The organism is Streptomyces silvisoli (assembly GCF_029269905.1).
Taxonomy (GTDB): Bacteria; Actinomycetota; Actinomycetes; order Streptomycetales; family Streptomycetaceae; genus Streptantibioticus_A; species Streptantibioticus_A silvisoli_A.
In genome coordinates, this window is the sequence record NZ_JARJBC010000032.1 from 12,568 (window position 1) to 32,023 (window position 19,456).

Sequence of the window (19,456 nt, forward strand, 5' to 3'; positions counted from 1 at the left end):
ACGCTGGAGAACTTCTCGGAACGTCCTCGAAAACCGTCCGTGTCAGTGCCGTTCGCTGAGTGCGGCAGCCAACCGCGCCGGGGTCGGATACGACAGCACCTCTCGCATCGACACCGGCAGACCCGTCACCTCGGCCGCGCGGTTGGCGATCCGCACTGCGAGCAGGGAGTGACCGCCCAGTTCGAAGAAGTCGTCATGCACGCCGATTGGTTCGTACTCCAGAAACTCCTCCCACACCGTGACCAACCGCTGCTCCAGCGCCCCGCGAGGGGCCACGTAAGAAGACTGCAGCCCACCAGGCCGGGCCGAACGCTGATGGGCAGCTGGCTCCGCCTTCGTCTCCGCAGCCCCGACCGGAGCCAACGGCCCAGTTTCCGACACCGAGTTGGGGCCGATCCAGTGGCGTTCCCGGGCGAACGGATACCCGGGCAGCGACACCCGGCGCTGTGCACCGCCGTGCAGAGCACACCAGTCCACATCACCTCCGGCCAGCCAGAGGTCGGCAACGCCGAGCAGCACGGTTCCGTGCTCGCTTCCCTCCTCGGTCGGTCGGAGCATCGTACGGGTGACCGTGACGCCTGGGCGTCCCGCGAGCGTGGCCCTCGCAAGCGATGACAGAGTGGTGCCGGGGCCGACCTCGACCAGCACCGAGCGCCCGGAAGGCAGTGCGGCGCGCAACGCCTCGGCGAACCGCACGGGGAGCCGGACGTGTTCACCCCAGTACGTGGGATCCACCGCCTGTCCGGAGGCGATGGGCGCACCGGTGACACCAGAGGCGAAATTGCGCTCCGGCTCGGAGAGCTTCGAAGACCGCACAGCCTCCGTGAACGGCTCCACAACCGGATCCATCATCGCCGAGTGGAAAGCATGCGAAGTGTGCAGTCGCTGGTTGGACACACCCAATGCACCGAGTTTTCCGGCGAGTTCACCGACGAGGGACGTGGGGCCAGCTGCGACGCACAGTTCCGGGGCGTTGACGGCGGCTATGGACACACCCTCCGGTAGCAGTTCCAGGACCCTCTCTTCCGGAGCCTGTACCGCGAGCATCGATCCGGCAGGCATTGCCGCCATCAGCCGCCCGCGCAGCGTGACCAAACGCACTGCCTCCTCGACCGTGAACACCCCGGCCAAACAGGCGGCGACGAACTCACCAAGGCTGTGGCCCACCATGGCGTCAGGCTCGATGCCCCAGTCGATCAGCAGCCGGGCCAGCGCGTACTCGACGGCGAACAGCGCTGGCTGAGCCACATCGGTCGACATCAGGCGTGCGGGGCTGGCGTCGTGGTGCAACACCAGGTCACGTACGTCGAACCCCAGCTCCGGGCGGAGCGCCTCGGCGCATTGGTCAAGGTGGCTGGCGAAGACCGGCTCGGTTGCGTGGAGTTCGCGGCCCATGCCGGGATACTGCGCCCCCTGGCCGGGAAAGAGGAACACGGTCCTAGGCCGCCCCGTACGCGCATCCGCCTCGCGCTCCTCCCACGACGTCCGCTGTCCCATGTCCGAAGCGCTCGGTACGAGAACGGCGCGCCGGTACCGCATCGCCCGCCGTCCGGTCTGCAGGGTGTACGCCGCGTCAGCCAGCACCGGGGCTTGCGGGTCCGCAAGCCGCTCGGCAAGGCGACCGACGGACGCCTCCAGCGCCTCGGGAGTCCTGGCGGAAAGAACGAGCAGCTGCGGCCCGTTCACGGCCGTCTTCGCCGCAGGCTCGCTGGCTTCTTCCAGGATCATGTGGGCGTTGGTCCCACCGATGCCGAACGCGCTCACCCCGATGCGCCGTGGGAATGCGCTGGTCTCCCACTCCCTGAGCCTGTCGTTGACGTAGAACGGGGTCGAGGCGAAGTCGATACGCGGGTTGGGCTCGGCGAAGTGCACGGTAGGCGCGAGCTTGCGGTAGCGGAGCTGGAGGACCGCCTTGATGAGCCCGGCGATGCCCGCTGCCGACTCCAGATGCCCGATGTTGGACTTGACGGCTCCCACCGCGCAGAAGCCGCTCTCCTCAGTGCTGTCGCGAAAGGCACGAGTGAGGGCCTTGACCTCGATGGGATCGCCGATCGGGGTGGCCGTGCCGTGCGCCTCGATGGCGGTCACGGAACGAGCGGACACCCCCGCGGCTCGCAACGCCTCCCGCACCACGTGCTCTTGTCCGGCGACACTCGGCGCGGTGAAGCCGACCTTCTCCGTACCGTCGTTGTTGACGGCCGACCCCTTGATGACAGCGAGGACGCGGTCGCCGTCGGCGAGCGAGTCCGCCAGTCGCTTGAGCACGACCGCCCCGACGCCGTTGCCGAACACGGTTCCCGCCCCTTGGGCGTCGAACGGGCGACAGTGACCGTCGCGAGAGAAGATCATGCCTCGTTCTGCCAAGTACCCGACGTTGTGCGGCACTCGGACGCAGACGCCTCCGGCTACGGCCACGTCGCACTCGCCTGCCCGCAGTGCCTGCACAGCCTGGTGAACGGCGACCAGGGAGGTGGAACACGCGGTCTGGACCGTGACAGCGGGGCCGGTGAAGCCGAGGCTGTGCGCGGTACGGGTAGCGAGATAGTCCTTGTCGTTGTGAATCTGGAGCTCGAAGATCTCCGAATCGAGGAGGATCCGCCTGCCTCCCAGCAGGTTGGACATCCAGTACGCGGACATGTTGGCACCGGCGAAGACTCCGCCGCACCGCACCGAGTCCGGGGCAAGAGCCGCGTCCTCGATCGCATGCCAGGCACACTCCAGGAAGACCCTCTGCTGCGGGTCGAGCAGAGCGGCCTCACGCGGGCTGAAACCGAAGAAGCGGGCGTCGAACAAATCGTGGCCGTCGAGGAGAGCAGCAGCCCGAACGTAGTCGTGTCGCTCGAACACCTCCCGATCGATCCCCTCAGCGAGCAGTTCCTTCTCGCTGAGGGTGGTGATCGCCTCCACGCCCTCGCGCAGGTTCCGCCAGAAGGCGTCGAGATCCGCGGCGCCGGGAAAGCGGCCAGCCATGCCGATGACCGCGATGTCGTACGGCGCGTGAGTGGCAGCCGTCATCGGACGCTCTCCGCACGAGGCGGGGCCGCGGGGCTTGTCGAGGAGATGAGCCCAGTGAGGCCGTGGCGGTCGATGTCACAGGAGGTCGCCCCGTCCAGTGCCAGTTCCGCGCAGATCTTGCCGAAGAGCGGAATGAGCTTGAAGGCCCAGCCGGACGCGCAGACCACGATGTTCTCGCCACCGGGTACGAGTTGCTCGGCCGTTCCCAGGTAGAACTGGCGGGCCGGATCACCGGGAAGTACGGCCAGGCAGGTCGAGGTGGCGACGGGTTGTGGATCGATCCACGGCATATGGTCCCGGACCCACCCGGTGACCCGCTCCACGTGCCGGGGGTTCGGCCGGTAGGTTGCCTGGCTGGCGTGGTCCAACGCGCCCACCTCGAAGTCAGGTCCCAGACGCACCTCGTCACTCACCGACCAGGGGTTGGAAGGGAACCCGTAGAACAGGTTGGTGTCCTCTTCGGTGGGCTGTTGGAAGGCGAACCAGAAGGGACGCTCCACGCTGTCGTTCCGCTGCCGCAGCGTTACCAGGGCCATCTCGTAGAGATGGATGTCGAGTTTGCCGCTGCCCCAAGGCGTGATGAGGTCATTGACGTGCGCGCCATTGCCCAGGACCACCTTGGCCGCGCGGTAGGTGGTTCGCTCGGTGCGTACTGTCACGCCGTCGTGGTCCGGAGTGACCTCGTGCACCGCTTCGTTGCCGCGCAGCAACGCACCGTGCTCCTGGGAGAGATGGAACAACGCGGTCAGGGTGCCCCGTACGTCGATGACGCCGCCGTCGCGTTGGAGGAACCCCTCGAAGTGCTTTGGAAGGTTGGTGAAGCCGTAACGCTTCTCAATCTCCTTGCCTGCCAGCCACTCGTACGGCACCGACATCTCATCCATGGCAAGGGCGGTTCCGGCGATATGACCCTCGTTGGTCGCGACTTCGGTGTCACCGAACCACAGGCTACCGATTTCGTGGATCAGCTTGCGGCCGGTCAGGTGCTCCAGATCCCGCCACAGAGAGCGGGTCTGAAGGGTGAGCGAGAAAATGTCCTTCTGGGTGTACTGCACGCGCCAGTGCCGCTCGTTGCCGCTGGAGCCCGACCGCTCGTGCAGGAAACCGTACTGGTCGAGCACGAGGACCCTCATCCGCCCCCGTCGGGCAGCGTGCCAGGCGGTGGACAGGCCGATCGGTCCGCCGCCGACAACGATGAGGTCGTAGGTCTCGATACCACTCATGGACAAGTTCCTCGTCTCACTCGCTACCTGGATATACGGGACATCAGTTCCGTGACGGTGGACACGGCATCGACTTGGTGGCTGCGAACGTAGAAATGGCTGCCGGGGAAGGTGTGCTGGGTGAAGGTGTTTGTGGTGAAGGCGGACCAGCGAACGACGTCATCCGGGGTCACCGCCAGATCATGCTGACCGCAGAACGCGGTGAGCGCGACATCGACAGGTTCGCCATCCGACGGCTCGTAGGTCTCCAGGACCTGATAGTCGGCGCGTATCAACGATGCGGTGAACTCTCGCAGTTCGGCAGTCCGGCGCACATCGGAGGGCACGCCGCCCAGCTTCTCCACCGCGTCGAGCAAGTCCTCGTCACATCGGAGGTGAAGGTCATTGACCGGCAGTTCTCCTGGGGCGAACTGGCTGGAGACCACAAGCCGTTCGGGGAGGGGAAGCCCCATGCGCTGCCACTGTCGGACGGTTTCGTAGGCGACCAGCGCCCCCATGCTGTGGCCGAAGAAGGTGGACGGCACGCTGAGCTCGGGCGACAGCCATGCAGAGACACCGGCCACGAGTTGGTCCATCGTCTCGACGAAGGGTTCGCGGAGCCGGTCCTCCCGACCCGGGTACTGGATGACCAGCAGTTCCACGTCGGAGGGGAGCACGGCCCGCCATGGTCGGAAGAAGGAGGCACCACCGCCCGCATGAGGGAAGCAGACCAACTGGTGCCGCGGAGATGACTCGCCCGGGATGCGCTTGACCCAGGCGGTGTGCGGATTGTTCATGGGTGTTCTCTCATCGAAGGGTGCTCGCCTCCACAGCGAGGCGATCGGCGATGTCCTTGCGAAGGGCCGCCTTGTCGACCTTTCCGATACCGGTCAGTGGAAGCCCGGAGACGATCTCCAACCGCTCGGGGAGCTTGTAGCGGGCCAAGCCTTGGCCCTCCAGGAACCGGCGCACCGCCCGAAGGTCCAGGAGGTCAGGGCTCGCTTCTCGGTCCGCCTCCTCCACTACCACGTACAGGCACACCGCCTCGCCGTAGAGGGAGTGCGGCATGGCGACACCCGCCGCATCGGCGATGTTTGGGTGCCGCCGCGCGACGGACTCCAGTTCCTCGGCCGAGATCTTCTCGCCGCCTCGGTTTATGGCATCGCTGACCCGTCCCTCGACCGTGACGTTGCCGCGCGGATCCAGACGAACCAGGTCACCGGTACGGTAGAAGCCGTCCTCCGTGAAGGATTTGGCGGTTGCCTCCGCGTTCCGGTAGTAGCCGGCGACGGTGTACGGGCCGCGGGTCAGAAGTTCTCCCAGTTCCCCGGATGCCACCTCGGTGCCGTCTGGGCCGACGACCTTCATCTCGTCCAAGGAGCTCGCTGGAGTGCCCTGAGTGTGGTCGGTCACCTCGTGCGGAGCGTCGAGACGGGTGAAGCAGAGCAAGCCCTCGCTCATCCCGTAGCACTGTTGGACGGTTGCTCCCAGCGCCGCGCGTAACCCAGCCGCTGCTTCGGCGGAGAGGCGTGCCCCGCCCACTTGGAGCACCCGCAGGCTCGACACGTCGTAGGACGCCGCCTTGGCGGCAGTGATCCACTGCAGGGCCAGGGTGGGGACAAGGGTGCTGTGCGTTACGCCTTCTCGTTCGATCAGCTCCAGGGCGTGCCGGGCACTGACAGGAGAGGCGAGGACGACCCTTCCGCCAGCCGAGAGAGTGCCCAGCACTCCCGGGCAGTTCATGACGAAGCCGTGCTCGGCGGGCATCACGACCAGGTTGACCGTGTCCTTCGAAACCCCGGCGATGGTACTGGCGGTACGAATCATGTAGCCATAGCCCTCGTGCGTCCTGGCGATCGCCTTGGGCAGGCCGGTGGTGCCGCTGGAGAGGAGGAAGACGGCTGTGTCCTGGGGCGAGGCGCCCGGCCCGGAGTGGCAGGTAGTCTCCTGGTTCGGACGACAGATGTCCGCGAGGTCCTCTTCCGAGGAGGCCGCTCCCGTACCGCGTACCAACAGATGGCGTAGCTTCGCGTGGCGCTCCTTGAGCCTGCGTGCGGTAGTGAGCGCGTCAGATCTGCGGTTGCCTGCCTCGACGGCAAGGGCAACGGGCTCGGTGACCGCCACGATGTGGTCGAGTTCGTGTTCGCGGAAGGCTGGCAGGATCAGCACCGGTGGGGCGCCGATCTTCAGCAGAGCCAACACCAGGACCACGTATTCAAGGCAGTTGGACAGCTGCACGCCGACACGGTCCCCGGGGCCGACGCCCAGTCCACGCAGCCGACCTGCGGCGCTGTTCACCGCATGCCCCAACTCGCGATAGATCAGGCGGCGTTCCCCGTCGACGACGGCGACCCGGTCAGGTGCTTTCTCGCATTGTTCCAAGACACGTGCACCGACCAGTTCACCGGTCCACGTGCCTGACTCCCGGTAAGCGGCGACTCGTTGTTCCGCTATGACGGGAACGTCACTGTCCATGGGAGGGGTTGGCGCAGACAACGCCGGGGTTCGGGTCATGAGTGGCTCCCGACGGCGGTGATTCGCTCGGCCAGCTCGCCCAGGGAGTAGTCCTCCTGGTCCCACAGGTCGATATCAAGGCCGAACTGCTTCTTGAGTTCGAGTTGCAGGTCCGTGGTCTCCACGGAGTTGAGCCCGAGGTCGGCGCGGAGCCTGACGTCCGGTCCCGCATCCTCCAACGTGTCCGTGTCCACGATGTCCGACAGGACTTCACGGACAGACTTCATCGACACGACATCTCCTTTCCATACATGTGGCCTTACGCCTCCGGCGCCAACCGGGAGAGCTCGTCGGCGAACTGACACCAAATCCGGGCGACGTCACGTGCTACCTCGGCCATGGCGGGAGCGCAGTGGGGCGGCACGCCGGACAACAGCTCACCGTCTCCGGCCAATGCGGCCTCGTGGGCGATCACCAGCCGTAGCAGGGCCCGCCCGGTTTCCGTTGCCCGAAGCGCCGGATCTCGTCGCAGAAACAGCAGTTGCACCAACGACGGCGGCTTCGTGGGGTGGGCAGCGTCCCCTGAACCCAGGCCAGTGAGACAGCCGTCCGGCACCGCCTGGCAGGATGCTCGTGATGCTCCGCGCTGCTGTGTCGGCACCGGGTCCTGACCGTTGCGTAGCCTTCTCTTCACATCGTGTGCGGTGCTGAGCGATATCCCGCTCTGGCGGGCGACATCCCGTAAAGAGGCGCCTGGGTTCGCGCGCAACACACGGCTGGCGTGCAGTCGCCCCTGGACCGCGCTCCCCGGACGTACCCGGCCGTCCCGGCCGATCCTGCCCCCGTTCGACTGCGGCGGATCCACGGTCGAACGGCGGAGCATGGCGACCGTCTTCGCGGAGAGTCCGACCACTGTGCTCAGCGAGCGGTCGGAGCAGTACGGGTAGTCGCGGAGGATCTGTAGCGCGGCGGCTTTGCGTTCCACCATGGACAGCGGTAGACCGTGTGCGGTGTTGGACCGCACGGCATGCACGAACCCCTCCTGCTCAGAGCCACGGAAGAAAACGGCGCTGATTTCGGAGTCCCCGCGCAGGATCGCTGCCTGCACACGGTGAACTCCATCGAGCACCCGCATCGTGGCCCTATGCACGACAATGGGCGGGAGATCGATGGCGCTGGCTTCGGAGAGCGCCTGGACGTGTCTCACGTCGCAGCCGTCCAGACGCGGTGAACCCGACAAGTCCAGAGAGCTGATCCGTACCGAGGAAGGCTCATGCGGAGCGTTGGGGACCGCCGGCAGTCGCCGCGCGGGCTGCTCCCCATCGCCGGTGGTCAGTTCACCGGTTGGCGCTACCCGTAACGCACTCCCCAATCGGAATGCGTTTCCCGCCTCGTTGCCCGGCCCATGGCTCACTTCTCGCATGTGACGGTGGAACTCACCCGTAGGGGCAAGGACGGGCTGCCGTTCAGCTCGGCCAGGGACTCGTCCAATGCGTCAACGAGGTAAGCCACCTGTGACTGCTTCAGTCGTGGGTTGCACGGCAGGTTCAGATGCTGCTCGAACCACATGCGCTCTGCGACCGGGCATTCGCCGTAGGCATGTCCGCGATGCCGCCACTCGGGCAGCAAGTGTTGGGGGAAATAACGTAGTTGGATCTCCACGCCCCGGCGGTCGAGTGCCAGGACGAGTTGATCGCGCAGCTCCTGTCGATCAGCGAAGCACGTGTAGAGGTGGTAGGCGTGGGCGCTGTGCGGGGGTGCCGACTGGGGGCTCATGAACGGGTAGCGATTCACCACCTCGTCGAGTCGACCGGCGATCGCCCGCCGGGCCTCGCTCACCGCGCCCAGCCTGCCGAGTTGGGTCAGGCCCACGGCTGCGGCTGCCTCCGACAGCGTCGCATTCGTGCCTGCGTGGCGCACCCTGCGCACCGCGTCGGTGTAGACGGAGGCGGAGTACTTCATCCACGGCAGCACGATGGGCTCCACCACGTCGCTCGGGTATGTGGGGGCGATCTCCGCGTCTGTTTCGTTGGAGCGCAGGCGATCCAGTCGCTCAGCCCAGTCACCCCGGGAGCATGTGATCATTCCGCCCTCGCCGAGGGTGGTGATGTTCTTGGCGTTCTGGAAGCTGAAGGTGGCGATGTCCGCCAGCGCGCCGGGAGTCCGCCCCCGGTAGTCAGCGCCCAATGCGTGTGCGCAGTCCTCCAGCACGAGGAAGTCGTGGCGCCGAGCCAGTGCCATGATCGCGTCCATCTCGGCCGGGCAGCCGCCGTAGTGCACCAACAGCAGCGCCCTCGTCCGGGGGGTGATCAGGGCTTCCAGCGCGGATGGGTCGATATTGAGGGTGGCCGGGTCGATGTCGCAGAACCGGACACGCACGTCGTAGTCAAGTAGGGGCTGAACGGTGGCCTGGTAGGTCTGCGGAGTGGCGATCACCTCGTCGCCCGGTTCCAGATCGAGCATCTGGATCGCCAGTTCCAGGGCGACCGTTCCGCTGGTCACCGAGATCGCGTGCTTGCTGCCTACCAGGGCCGCGAAGGCACGCTCGAAGCAGTCACGCCGGTTTCCCAGCGAGAGCGGGACGTCATCGTGTACCAGATCGACCAACGCGGCTGCCTCTGCGTCGGCTAATACCGCACCCCGCGTTCCCCAGGGCACGACGTAACTCCTGTCCATCATCAGCTCCCCCAGTTCGTCTGTTGCGTGCTGGTCAGCCGCCATGGGGACGATGAAAGCCGAGGGACTGAAGTTCTTGGACGGTCAACTGGGGTCAGTAAAGTCAGCGGTGGTCAGAAAGGTCAGCTGGGTCAACATCGCCATCAGCGGTTGATCCCGCGAGCGCGCGGTCCGCTAGGTCCGCGAGGTCCGCAGCACCGGCCAGCCGATTGCCCACGTCGCAAAGGACCTCGGCGTCCACAAGGAGGCCCTGCGCGGCTAAGTCTGCTAGGCCGAGGCCGACCGCGGCGAGCGTGACGACCGGCTCACGACCGCCGAGCGCGAGGAGCTCACGACGAGGCGGGCAGCTTGACAGATTTCTCCACATGTCACATCCCCCCCGCGACCGGCTCCGGAGCTTGTCTCCGGAGCCGGTCGCGTTGTCAGACGGGGCGGGCGCAGCTTGGCCAGGGGACTCGTCACTCACCCCTCACCCACGCACGCGCACCTCGGCGGCAGCGTTTGGCCATGGCCAAACCGAACGCCGCGCAGCCGCATCAGGCGTCATCGTCCGTTATCCTTCTGCACGCGTTTGTCCGCATTCTCAGCGAAGGCGCAGGTCACGATAGGACTACGAAACAGGTTCGAGTCCCGTCACTCACCCTGATGGGGCAAGGCCCGGTCTGCGAAGGCAGGCCGGCCCTTTGTCATGGGCGCCAGAGGATCTTCACCAGGCGGGAACGGAGCCGCTGCGTGAGGATGGCTGTATCCGGTTGTCCGGTCCGCCCCGAGGGAGGCAGCCGCCATGACGATCCCCTCCGACAACCCCAGCACCGGGGGCCCGCGCGACACCGAGCACCCCTACGGCAGCGGCCCTACCGGCGCGTTCCTGACCGCGCTGGGCAACTCCTCCTGGCAGGTCCCGCTGACCGCCGGTCTGGCGGCGGTGGCGCTGGGTGTGTGCGTACTGCTGTGGCCGACGGCCACGCTGCTGGTGGTCGCCGTCCTCTTCGGCATCTATCTGCTGGTGAGCGGCGTCTTCCAGCTCGCCGGGGCGTTCAGTACACACGTACCGGGGCAACTGCGGGTGCTGAGCTTCGTCACCGGTGCGCTGTGCGTGCTACTGGGGCTGATCTGCTTCCGCGGTCCAGCGCAGTCACTGCTGCTGCTCGCGCTGTGGATCGGCTTCGGCTGGCTGCTGCGGGGCATCATGCTGACCGCGGTCGCGCTCTCCCACCACGAGCTGCCCGCCCGCGGCTGGCAGGCGTTCCTCGGCATCATCACACTGCTCGCCGGCATCGTGCTGATCGTCGAGCCGTTCCGCTCGATCGCCACCTTGACCCTGGTCACGGGCATCTGGCTGGTGGTGCTCGGGGTGGTCGAGGTGGTGCACGGCATCCAGCTGCGCAGCCGGATCCGCCATCTCACCTCCTGATACGCGGTCCCCGGGGCCCGATACGGCTTGTAGCATTTCGGGGATGAGCGACCACGTGACCAACGGCGCCGCCTTCGACGAGCGGGCCCAGCAGGAGCTGCTGCGGCTGCGCTCCAGCATCGACAACCTCGACGCGGCCCTGGTCCATCTGCTCGCGGAGCGCTTCAAGTGCACCCAGGCCGTGGGCCACCTCAAGGCGGCCTACAACCTCCCCCCGGCCGATCCGGCCCGCGAGGTGGCGCAGATCGCGCGGCTGCGGAAGCTGGCGGAGGACGCCCACCTCGACCCGGCCTTCGCGGAGAAGTTCCTGACCTTCATCATCGAAGAGGTCGTCCAGCACCACAAGGCCATCGCCCAGGACTACTAGCCCTCGGGCGGACCTGGCCCGCCGCGGTGTCGCGGGAGGCGCGCTGCCGCGACGCGCGGCACCGCGTCTGCCGGACAGTCGCTGAGCCCCGACGCGAAGATGCCCCGGCCGGGTGGGGGTCCGGTCGGGACATCTCGTTCTGGGGGCGGTCGGCGGACCGCCGGTGATCAACCGCCGTACGCCGAGAATGCCTTGGCGAACGCGTTCGGGTCCTGGGTGATCGACGAGCAGGTCGCATCGGCGTAGTTCTTGGCGCCACCGGCGCACTGCTTGTCCCGCGTCGCGGACCACATCGACAGCCACGCCAGGTTCTTGGACTTGGCGAAGTCGGCGAGCTTGGTGGCGTCCGCGACGGTGAAGGTCTCGGCGCTCACGTCGTTCACCCCGATCATCGGCGTGACCGCGATCTTCTTCCACGCGTCCGCGTCGGAGATCCCCAACACGCTCTTGACCTGCGCCTGCGTGGCGGTGGCGCCGTCGATCGCGTACTGGCCCATGTCACCGCTGAACGACGAGCCGTAGTCCATCGCCATGATGTTGACGGCGTTGATGTCCACCCCGTTGCTCTTGGCGTTGGACAGCAGGTTGATGCCGTCCTGGGTGAGTCCGGTGGGCATGGCGGGCAGGGTGAAGGAGGCCTCAAGGCCCGGGTGGGACTTCTGCAGTTGGGCGATGGCCTGTGCGCGCTGGGTGTTGGCGGCGGTGTTGGCCAGCGCGCCGCCCTCCACATCGAAGTCGACCTTGGTGAGCTTGTACTGGTCGACGACCTTGCCGTAGGCGCCGGCCAGCGCGGAGGCCGACGAACAGGTGGTGGCCAGCTCGTTGCCGTTGGCGCCGCCGAAGGAGACCCGTACATCACCGCCCGCCGCGCGCAGCGCGCCGATCTGGTTGGCGGTGGCGTCACCGCCCAGGTCGGTCACCCCGCCCCACTTGGGGGTGCAGGAGCCGCCGTCGGTGATGAAGGCGAGGTTGAACTGCTTGACGCCGGTCGCCTTCTCGGCGGCCACCAGGTCGTAGGCCGGGTAGAGCGAGGTGTCCACGTAGGGCGAGAAGCCCGCGCTGGCGGAACTGCCGTTGCCGGAACCGGAAGTGGGGGTGGCGGTCGGCGTCGGGCTCTGGGTGGGTGCGGTGGTCGGGGACGACGTCGGGGCGGTCGTCGGCGTACCGGTGGGGCGGCCGGTGGGGGTCGGGGTGGGGCCGCCGTCCACTGAGCACTTGGCGTTGTCTATGAGGCAGTTGGCCGGGGCGGCCCCGGACCCGCCGGTGGCGACGAAGCCCACGGTGACCGACTTCCCGGCCGGTATGGAGCTGTCCCAGTCCTCGCCGGTGACAGTGATCGTCGCGCCGTTGGCGGTGTACTTGCCGTTCCACAGCGAACTGATCCTGGCGCCGTCCGGCAGGTCGAACTTCAGCGTCCAGCCGGACAGCGCCTGGTTGGAGGAGTTGGTGATCACGTACTGGCCGGTGTAACCGCCGCTCCAGCCACTGGTCTTGGTGAACGCGGCACCCAGCGTGGCCGCCTGCGCCGAGCCCGCGAGGGCGACCGCGGTACCCGCGACCGCCGCGCAGACCACGACGCCACCGATCAACTGGACCCTGCGGCTGGGGCGGCGACGGTGCGAACTGCTCATCGGTGTTGCCTACCTCTGCGTCCGGGGGTGGGGGGATGGCAGCACGCTAGCGGCTGCGAAACGGACAAAATGCCAGTTCAGGGCAGGTGCCGACAGCCTTATGGCCCGCTTAAGGAAGGGATCGGCGGGGGTTATGCTTCGACCCCGCCGAACCCCGCGGGGGCTCCTCGACGGGCCAGCCCCTTGCGACGCCGCACCACCCGGTGCCCCCGCCGCGCCCCGGTACGGGCGCGGGGTTGCAACGCCAGCCACACCCGCACCTCGGTGCCGCCGAGCACCGAGCGGCCCAACGCCACGTCGCCACCGGTGGTTTCGGCGACCCGGCGCACGATGTCCAGCCCGAGGCCGGTGGAGCCGGGGCGCCCGTCGCCGTGCCCGCGCCGCAGGGCGGCCGCCGGGTCCTTGATGCCCGGCCCCGCGTCGGAGACCAGCACGATCACGGCGTCCTCGGAGTTGTGTACGTCGACCGCGAAGGCGGTGCCCTCCGGGGTGTGCCGGAAGACGTTGCCGAGCAACGCGTCGAGCGCGGCCGCGAGTTCGGCGCGGGCCACCGGCACCCTTACCGGCCGGTCCACGCCCGCGGTACGCACCCGGCGGCCCTGGTCCTCGGCGAGCGCCGACCAGAACGCCATGCGCTCCCTGATCACCTCGGCCGCGTCGCACCCCACGGCCGAGGCGGAGTGCTGGGCCTGACCGCGGGCGGTGCGGATGATCTGGTCGACCTCGCGCTCCAGCTGCGCCACCGCCTCCCGGGTCTGCTCGGCGGCCGGGCCGTCCCCCAGCGATGCCGTGTTGAGCCGCAGCACCGTGAGCGGGGTGCGCAGCCGGTGCGACAGGTCGGCTGCCAACTCGCGTTCGTTCGCCAGCAGTTGGGCGACCTTGTCGGCCATGGAATTGAACGCCACGGCGGCGGCGCGCAGTTCGGACGGTCCGTCCTCCCGTACCCGTACGCCCAGCCGGCCCTGGCCGAGGTCGCGGGCGGCGGCGGCCAGCCTCCGGGCCGGGCGGACCAGCCGGGTGCCGAGCCGGTCGGCGACCACCACCGAACCCACCACAAGTCCGGCGCCCACCAGTCCCAGCACCGCCCACGCGGCGGTCACCCCACGGGTGACGTCGCCTTCGGGGACGAAGACCTCGACCACCGCGATCGAACCGGAGCTGACGGCGGTGGGCTGCAGCAGCGCGTAACCGCCGGGCACCCGCAGCGTCGAGGCCCGGCCGAGCCTGCTGGCGGTGTCGAGGTCGGCCCCCGTCACCCGCTGCCGCCCGATCTGGACATCGCCACCGGATCCGGCGGCGGGTACGTGGACGGCAATCCGGCCGTCTGCGCCCGCCTGGGTGGAGGCCACCGCCCGATCCAGCTGGGCGCGGTCGGTGGTGATGGCCAGCGCCGGTCCGATCGCCGCCGCCTGCCGTTCGGCGTTGGTCAGCGCACGGTCGCGGGCCATCTCCCGTACCACCAGGCCGAGCGGTACGGCGAACGCCAGCACCACCATGGCGGTCACCGCCACGACCACCTTGACCAGCGCCCATCTCATGCCCGCGGCCCCGGCGGCTCCAGCTTCACACCGACACCGCGCACGGTGTGCAGATAGCGCGGGTTCGCCGCGGTCTCCCCCAGTTTGCGGCGCAGCCAGGACAGGTGCACATCGATGGTCTGGTCGTCGCCGTAGGCCTGCTGCCACACCTCGGCGAGCAGTTCACGGCGGGCCACCACCACTCCGGGCCGGGCGGCGAGGAAGGCCAGCAGGTCGAACTCGCGGCGGGTCAGGTCCAACGCGGCCCCGTCCAGCACCGCCTCACGCCGCTGTGCGTCGATCCGCAGGCCCCCGACCTGCAGCACCGGGGACGCCTCGGCGGTGCGCGAGCGGCGCAGCACCGCGGTCAGGCGCGCCGAAAGGTGTTCCACCGAGAAGGGTTTGACCAGGTAGTCGTCGGCGCCGTCGTTGAGCAGCCGGACGATCTCCGCCTCGTCGTCGCGCGCGGTGGCCACTATCACCGGCACGTTGGTGATGCCGCGCAGCATCTTGAGCGCCTCGGAGCCGTCGAGGTCGGGCAGGCCGAGGTCCAGGATCACCACGTCGAAGCCGACCTGCGCCACCTCGCGCAGCGCCTCCAGGGCGGTGCCGACGCTGCGTACGGTGTGCGATGCCTCGCTGAGGTGGCGGATGAGCGCGGAACGCACGAACTGGTCGTCCTCGACGACGAGCACACTTGCCATGCCCGGCACCGTACGCCATACGGAGCGAGCCGTTCCCTGCCGTTCCGGCGCCTGGTACGAGTGCGGCAGGATGGTCCGGTGCGAAGAGGGTTGGTTCACACCGGTGCGTGGGCGTTGGCCACGGGGGCGGCGATCGGCCTGTCCTGGTACGGGGTTCACACGGTGTTGGCGGGGACGGCGTACGACCCGCCGCGTGCGCTGCCGATCTCGGGGGCCGGCACGTCGGCCAGCGCGCTGCCGAGCATCAGCCCGGAGACGTCGTCCACGCACCGGCCCCGGCCGCAGGACTCCTCGGCCCCGCCGCCGTCACCGTCCCAGCCCGCCGCCCCGCAACAGCCGCCGGGGCAGACGCAGTCCACCGGCAACATCAACAGCTACACGGTCAACGGCGGCCGGGTGGCGATCGATCTGGGGCCGGCGGCGGCCTCCTTGGTGTCGGCGACGCCCAACGCCGGGTGGTCGATGCAGGTGTGGAAGCAGAACGGCTGGCTGCGGGTGGACTTCACCTCGGACGGCCACGCGTCCTCGGTGTTCTGCACGTGGAACGGGCATGCGCCCACCGTCCAGACTTACGAGTCCTAGCAGGATTCCTCCTTGGGGCTTGCCCCCCAAAGGGACATTCCCTAGCGGAAGATGTCGTCCGGCGGGGCCGGAGACGACTTGGCGGTCGCGTCAGTGACCGCCACCGCGCCCGCCGTGAAGTCGGCCAGGACGCGGCCGTGTTCGACCCGGCCGGGGTGCGGGTCGGTGGCGATGCGGCGGGTCAGGTCGGCGACCGGGAGCTCGCCCGCGGTGCCCAGCAGCAGCGCGTTGCCGAAGCGGCGCCCGCGCAGTACGGCCGGGTCGGCGGCGAGCAGGCACTCGGGGAAGCAGGCCCGTACGGTGGCGACCTGGGAGCGCAGGAAGTCCAGCCGGCCGCCGTCGGTGAGGTTGGCCGCGTACCAGCCGCTGGGCCTTAGCACCCGGGCGGCCTCGGCGAGGAACTCGGTGCTGGTCAGATGGGCGGGGGTGCGGGCACCGGTGAAGACGTCGGCGATGATCAGGTGCGCCCAGTGGTCCGGGAGTTTGGCCAGACCCTCGCGGGCGTCGCCGCCGCGTACCCGGATCCGCCAGGAGCGGTCCAACGGCAGCTCCCTGCGTACCAGTTGGACCAGGGCGGCGTCGTTCTCGATGACCTGCTGGGTGGAGCGGGGACGGGTCGCGGCGACATAGCGCGGCAGGGTCAGCGCCCCGCCGCCGAGATGCACCACGTGCAGCGGCTGGCCGGGCGGGCTCACCAGGTCCACGACATGGCCGAGCCGCCGCTGGTAGGCGAACTCGAGCCGTGTGGGGTCGTCGAGGTCCACGTGGGACTGCGGGGCGCCGTCGATCAGCAGTGACCAGGCACGCGGCCGCTCACGGTCGGGCACCAGCTCCGCCACGCCGCCGTCGACCTTCTCGCGCACCGGCTCCGGGGTGCGCGACCTGCCCTGCCTCTTGCCTGCCACCTCACCAGTATCGGCGAGGACCGGGGGGCGCGGCGGTCACCGCGGGGCTACCGGCCGTCAGCGGCCTGGATGCCCTCGGCGGCCCGGATGGTACGGGCGGCCTCGCCGAGCGCCAGCCGCAGCAGCGTCGGGTCGTTGACCGGGTTGCTGTGTTCCGGTGCGACCAGCCAGCAGGTGCCCGAGACGGGCGGATCGCCCGCGGCGGCACGGACCCGGCGGTGCGTCTGGATGCAGGCGCTGCCCGGCAGGTCCCAGTCGACGGCGGTACCGGCGGGCACCAGGAAACCGAGGGTGCCACCGGAGGCGTCGTGCAGCACCGGGCCGACACCGGTGCGCAGCCGCAGGATGTCCACCGCCTCCAGGCCCTGCCGGGAGGGCACGGTGACCAGGTCCCAGGCGGGGGCGGCAGGCGGACGGTCACCCCCGCCGGGGGCAGCCGCGAGCCCGTCGCCGCGCGCTGCCGCATAGGACCTGTGTGCCCCACCGGTGTCCAACAAGGGGAACCCTCCTCGCAGTCGGGAGCGCAACTGCCTTCGTCCGTACACCATGCACAACGCGGCGCGCCGTCAACCGCTACGGGCGTGTGCCGCCGCAAAGGATGGCACTTAATGGCGAATGCCGGATGAGATATCCGTTTTGTAGCCAAACAATGGGTGGTTGGCCGATCACAGCGGGTACGGTCGTGCCCGCCGAATCAGCCACCAGCACACGAGCGCATGACCAGGGGAGGCCCCGCCATGGCACCCTCACCCACACCGGACCGTTCCGGGCCCAACACCGCCTTCCGCCGGATCCGCGGCGACCTCTCGCCGGGCGAGTTCTCGGCGGCGGTACGGCGGGCGGCCCGCGAGATCGGCGAGCGAGTGAGCTGCGACGCCCGGTACATCGGGCGCGTGGAGTCCGGCGAGATCCGATGCCCCAACTACGCGTACGAGCGGGTGTTCAAGCACATGTTCCCCGGATATTCGCTCGCGGAACTGGGGTTCGCGCCGCGCGACACGGTGCGCGGACGGCGGGCGCGCGAGGCCCGTCGGGCCGCTGCCGGGGCCGGTACCGGCCCACAGGCGTACGGGTTCGGCGCACGCGATGAACACACCCACAGTGACGAGGAGAGCGACGTGCTACGTCGCGCATTCATGACCAGCGGCCCGGCCGCCGCGCTGGCGGCGACGCTGCCGGGCGGCTCCGCCTCGGCCGCGCCCCGCCGGATCGGCCGCCCCGAGGTGCGGACCGTCGAGGAGGCGGTGCGCCAGATCCGGTTGCTCGACGACCGGCACGGCGCGGACGGACTCTACGCGCGCGCCGGGCACTGGCTGCGCAGCGCCTACGCGATGCTCGAAGAGGGCGCGTACAGCCAGCCGGTGGCCGACCGGTTGCACAGCGGCTCCGGTGAACTCGCCATCTCCGTCGGGTGGTTGGCGCATGACTCGGGGCGGCACGACGAGGCCCGCTCGTACTACGCGGAGGCGCTGGCCACGGCGCGGATGGCGGGCGACGCGGCCCTGGAGGCGCACGCCTTCTGCAACACCTCGTTCCTGGCCCGCGACGCCGACCGGCCGCGGGAGGCGGTACGGGCCGCGCAGGCGGCCCAGCGGGCGGCGACCAGGCTCGGCTCGTCCCGGCTGCTGTCACTGCTCGCGCTGCGCGAGGCGGGCGGCTGGGCCGGGCTCGGTGACCGGGTCGCCTGCGAGCGGGCACTGCTGCGGGCGCAACGGCTGTACGGCCGCGGCCCGGCCGACTGCGATCCGGAGTGGATGACGTTCTACGGTGAGGCAGAGATGGAGGGCCTTGAGGCACAGTGCTGGTCACGGCTGGGCGACTACCGGCGCGCGGCGGCGCACGCCCGTCGGGGCGTCGCGCTCCAAGACTCCCATTTCACCCGGAACATCGCGCTCTACAGTGCGGAGCTCGCCGGCGACCTGGCCGCCAGCGGGGAACCCGACGAGGCCGCGAAGGCGGGCTGCCGGGCACTGGAGTTGCTGGGCGAGCGGGTCAAGTCCTCGCGCATCCAGGGGATGTTGGACGTGGCGGCACGCGCGCTGCGCCCGTACCGGCGCAGGTCGGCGGTGTCCACGTTCCTCGACGGGTACGTCGCCAAGCACGCGGTGTGAGGGCGCGCTCGGTCGACGACGGTTCGACGGCGGCCGAAGTGAACCGGCACTAGCGTCGGTGCCATGGACGACGACCGGTTCGCGCACTTCCGTCGGCTGCACCACGCCGACCGTCCGCTACTGCTGCCGAACGCCTGGGACCACGCCTCGGCGGCGGCGTTGGCGGATCGCGGGTTCGCCGCGATCGGCACCACCAGTCTGGGGGTCGCCGCGGCGGCCGGACTGCCCGACGGGACCGGGGCCACCCGAGAGCGAACGCTGGCGCTGGCCCGGGGGTTGGCCCGGCTGCCGGTGCCGGTCACCGTGGACATCGAGGGCGGGTTCAGCGAGGACCCCGGGCAGGTCGCCGAACTCGCCGCCGAGTTGGCGAGGGCCGGGGTGGCCGGAGTGAATATCGAGGACGGCCGCGAGGACGGCCGCCTGGTGCCGGTGGGCCACCAGTGCGAGGTGATCGAGGCCGCGAAGCAGGCCGCGCCGCGGCTGTTCGTCAACGCCAGGACGGACACGTACTGGCTGGCCGACGCGCCGACCGGCCAGACGCTCCGCCGCGCCGAGGCGTACCAACGCGCGGGCGCGGACGGGGTGTTCGTGCCAGGGCTTACGGACGAGGACACCATCGCGGGCCTGGTCCGCGACCTCGACGCGCCACTCAACGTGCTGTACGCGCCGGGGCTCAGCTACGAGCGGCTCGCCGAATCGGGCGTGGCGCGGGTGAGCACCGGCTCCCTGCTGTTCCGTGTCGCCCTGCACAGCGCGCTCCGCACTGCGTGCGCCATCGCGGACCCGGCCGCGGCGGACCCCGGCCTACCGTCCTACGCGGACACGCAGGCGCTTTCCTTGGGGACTTGGGGGTTCGCCCCCGAATGACCAAGGCGAGC

The 19,456-nt window shown here is 69.3% G+C and carries 17 protein-coding genes; 5 read left to right on the forward strand and 12 right to left on the reverse strand.

Annotated features, from left to right (window positions below):
* Positions 1 to 42: 42 nt before the first annotated feature.
* The 7 genes from P3G67_RS32970 to P3G67_RS33000 form a co-directional block, all read right to left on the reverse strand.
* Positions 43 to 3,015 (reverse strand): type I polyketide synthase, encoded by a 2,973-nt coding sequence (locus tag P3G67_RS32970; protein WP_276096781.1) that lies wholly within the window; start codon positions 3,013 to 3,015, stop codon positions 43 to 45.
* Positions 3,012 to 4,238, reverse strand: coding sequence for an FAD-dependent oxidoreductase (locus tag P3G67_RS32975; RefSeq protein WP_276096782.1), 1,227 nt, complete (start codon positions 4,236 to 4,238; stop codon positions 3,012 to 3,014). The genes P3G67_RS32970 and P3G67_RS32975 overlap by 4 nt, the downstream gene beginning before the upstream one ends.
* A gap of 23 nt (positions 4,239 to 4,261) precedes the next feature.
* Positions 4,262 to 5,014, reverse strand: a complete 753-nt coding sequence (locus tag P3G67_RS32980) for a thioesterase II family protein (protein ID WP_276096783.1) — start codon at positions 5,012 to 5,014, stop codon at positions 4,262 to 4,264.
* A 10-nt stretch (positions 5,015 to 5,024) separates the two neighbouring features.
* A complete protein-coding gene (locus P3G67_RS32985; protein WP_276096784.1) occupies positions 5,025 to 6,599 on the reverse strand; it encodes a (2,3-dihydroxybenzoyl)adenylate synthase in 1,575 nt (524 codons plus the stop codon).
* A gap of 128 nt (positions 6,600 to 6,727) precedes the next feature.
* Positions 6,728 to 6,958 carry an acyl carrier protein gene (locus tag P3G67_RS32990; RefSeq protein WP_276096785.1) on the reverse strand — a complete coding sequence of 77 codons (231 nt, stop codon included), beginning with the start codon at positions 6,956 to 6,958 and terminating at the stop codon, positions 6,728 to 6,730.
* Between the two features lie 32 nt (positions 6,959 to 6,990).
* Positions 6,991 to 7,779: a winged helix-turn-helix domain-containing protein gene (locus P3G67_RS32995; RefSeq protein WP_276096786.1), complete on the reverse strand. Its 789-nt coding sequence runs from the start codon at positions 7,777 to 7,779 to the stop codon at positions 6,991 to 6,993.
* Between the two features lie 302 nt (positions 7,780 to 8,081).
* Entirely contained in the window at positions 8,082 to 9,392 is a 1,311-nt protein-coding gene (locus P3G67_RS33000) for a DegT/DnrJ/EryC1/StrS family aminotransferase (RefSeq protein ID WP_276096787.1), read from the reverse strand.
* Positions 9,393 to 10,131: 739 nt separating this feature from the next.
* Here P3G67_RS33000 and P3G67_RS33005 point away from each other — a divergent pair.
* Both P3G67_RS33005 and P3G67_RS33010 read left to right on the forward strand, forming a co-directional pair.
* The gene (locus P3G67_RS33005; RefSeq protein ID WP_276096788.1) at positions 10,132 to 10,761 is read left to right on the forward strand and encodes an HdeD family acid-resistance protein; all 630 of its coding nucleotides are present in this window, start codon (positions 10,132 to 10,134) and stop codon (positions 10,759 to 10,761) included.
* Positions 10,762 to 10,804: 43 nt separating this feature from the next.
* Positions 10,805 to 11,128, forward strand: coding sequence for a chorismate mutase (locus P3G67_RS33010; protein ID WP_269859300.1), 324 nt, complete (start codon positions 10,805 to 10,807; stop codon positions 11,126 to 11,128).
* Between the two features lie 167 nt (positions 11,129 to 11,295).
* Here the strand turns inward: P3G67_RS33010 and P3G67_RS33015 are convergent, their stop codons facing one another.
* The 3 genes from P3G67_RS33015 to P3G67_RS33025 all read right to left on the reverse strand — a co-directional run bounded on the left by P3G67_RS33015 (position 11,296) and on the right by P3G67_RS33025 (position 14,980).
* On the reverse strand, positions 11,296 to 12,759 hold the full coding sequence (locus P3G67_RS33015; protein ID WP_276096789.1) for a glycoside hydrolase family 18 protein: 1,464 nt from the start codon (positions 12,757 to 12,759) through the stop codon (positions 11,296 to 11,298).
* Positions 12,760 to 12,890: 131 nt separating this feature from the next.
* On the reverse strand, positions 12,891 to 14,297 hold the full coding sequence (locus P3G67_RS33020) for a sensor histidine kinase (protein WP_276096790.1): 1,407 nt from the start codon (positions 14,295 to 14,297) through the stop codon (positions 12,891 to 12,893).
* Positions 14,294 to 14,980: a response regulator transcription factor gene (locus P3G67_RS33025; protein WP_276096791.1), complete on the reverse strand. Its 687-nt coding sequence runs from the start codon at positions 14,978 to 14,980 to the stop codon at positions 14,294 to 14,296. The genes P3G67_RS33020 and P3G67_RS33025 overlap by 4 nt, the downstream gene beginning before the upstream one ends.
* Before the next feature lie 78 nt (positions 14,981 to 15,058).
* Between P3G67_RS33025 and P3G67_RS33030 the strand changes: the two genes are divergently transcribed.
* Positions 15,059 to 15,562: a hypothetical protein gene (locus tag P3G67_RS33030; protein ID WP_276096792.1), complete on the forward strand. Its 504-nt coding sequence runs from the start codon at positions 15,059 to 15,061 to the stop codon at positions 15,560 to 15,562.
* A gap of 41 nt (positions 15,563 to 15,603) precedes the next feature.
* Here the strand turns inward: P3G67_RS33030 and P3G67_RS33035 are convergent, their stop codons facing one another.
* A complete protein-coding gene (locus tag P3G67_RS33035) occupies positions 15,604 to 16,467 on the reverse strand; it encodes a spermidine synthase (protein WP_269857785.1) in 864 nt (287 codons plus the stop codon).
* A 47-nt stretch (positions 16,468 to 16,514) separates the two neighbouring features.
* Positions 16,515 to 16,964, reverse strand: coding sequence for a hypothetical protein (locus tag P3G67_RS33040; protein ID WP_391858400.1), 450 nt, complete (start codon positions 16,962 to 16,964; stop codon positions 16,515 to 16,517).
* Between the two features lie 240 nt (positions 16,965 to 17,204).
* Between P3G67_RS33040 and P3G67_RS33045 the strand changes: the two genes are divergently transcribed.
* Positions 17,205 to 18,578 carry a tetratricopeptide repeat protein gene (locus P3G67_RS33045; RefSeq protein WP_276096793.1) on the forward strand — a complete coding sequence of 458 codons (1,374 nt, stop codon included), beginning with the start codon at positions 17,205 to 17,207 and terminating at the stop codon, positions 18,576 to 18,578.
* Positions 18,579 to 18,641: 63 nt separating this feature from the next.
* On the forward strand, positions 18,642 to 19,445 hold the full coding sequence (locus P3G67_RS33050) for an isocitrate lyase/PEP mutase family protein (RefSeq protein ID WP_276096794.1): 804 nt from the start codon (positions 18,642 to 18,644) through the stop codon (positions 19,443 to 19,445).
* Positions 19,446 to 19,456: the final 11 nt, after the last annotated feature.

Bases quoted from the DNA above. Each gene is read 5' to 3' on its own strand.
- P3G67_RS32980 (WP_276096783.1), bottom strand. From the start codon at position 5,014: ATGAACAATCCGCACACCGCCTGGGTCAAGCGCATCCCGGGCGAGTCA.
- P3G67_RS32990 (WP_276096785.1), bottom strand. From the start codon at position 6,958: ATGAAGTCTGTCCGTGAAGTCCTGTCGGACATCGTGGACACGGACACG.
- P3G67_RS33045 (WP_276096793.1), top strand. From the start codon at position 17,205: ATGGCACCCTCACCCACACCGGACCGTTCCGGGCCCAACACCGCCTTC.
- P3G67_RS33005 (WP_276096788.1), top strand. From the start codon at position 10,132: ATGACGATCCCCTCCGACAACCCCAGCACCGGGGGCCCGCGCGACACC.
- P3G67_RS33000 (WP_276096787.1), bottom strand. From the start codon at position 9,392: ATGGCGGCTGACCAGCACGCAACAGACGAACTGGGGGAGCTGATGATG.
- P3G67_RS32970 (WP_276096781.1), bottom strand. From the start codon at position 3,015: ATGACGGCTGCCACTCACGCGCCGTACGACATCGCGGTCATCGGCATG.
- P3G67_RS33025 (WP_276096791.1), bottom strand. From the start codon at position 14,980: ATGGCAAGTGTGCTCGTCGTCGAGGACGACCAGTTCGTGCGTTCCGCG.
- P3G67_RS33050 (WP_276096794.1), top strand. From the start codon at position 18,642: ATGGACGACGACCGGTTCGCGCACTTCCGTCGGCTGCACCACGCCGAC.
- P3G67_RS32975 (WP_276096782.1), bottom strand. From the start codon at position 4,238: ATGAGTGGTATCGAGACCTACGACCTCATCGTTGTCGGCGGCGGACCG.
- P3G67_RS33010 (WP_269859300.1), top strand. From the start codon at position 10,805: ATGAGCGACCACGTGACCAACGGCGCCGCCTTCGACGAGCGGGCCCAG.
- P3G67_RS33020 (WP_276096790.1), bottom strand. From the start codon at position 14,297: ATGAGATGGGCGCTGGTCAAGGTGGTCGTGGCGGTGACCGCCATGGTG.
- P3G67_RS33015 (WP_276096789.1), bottom strand. From the start codon at position 12,759: ATGAGCAGTTCGCACCGTCGCCGCCCCAGCCGCAGGGTCCAGTTGATC.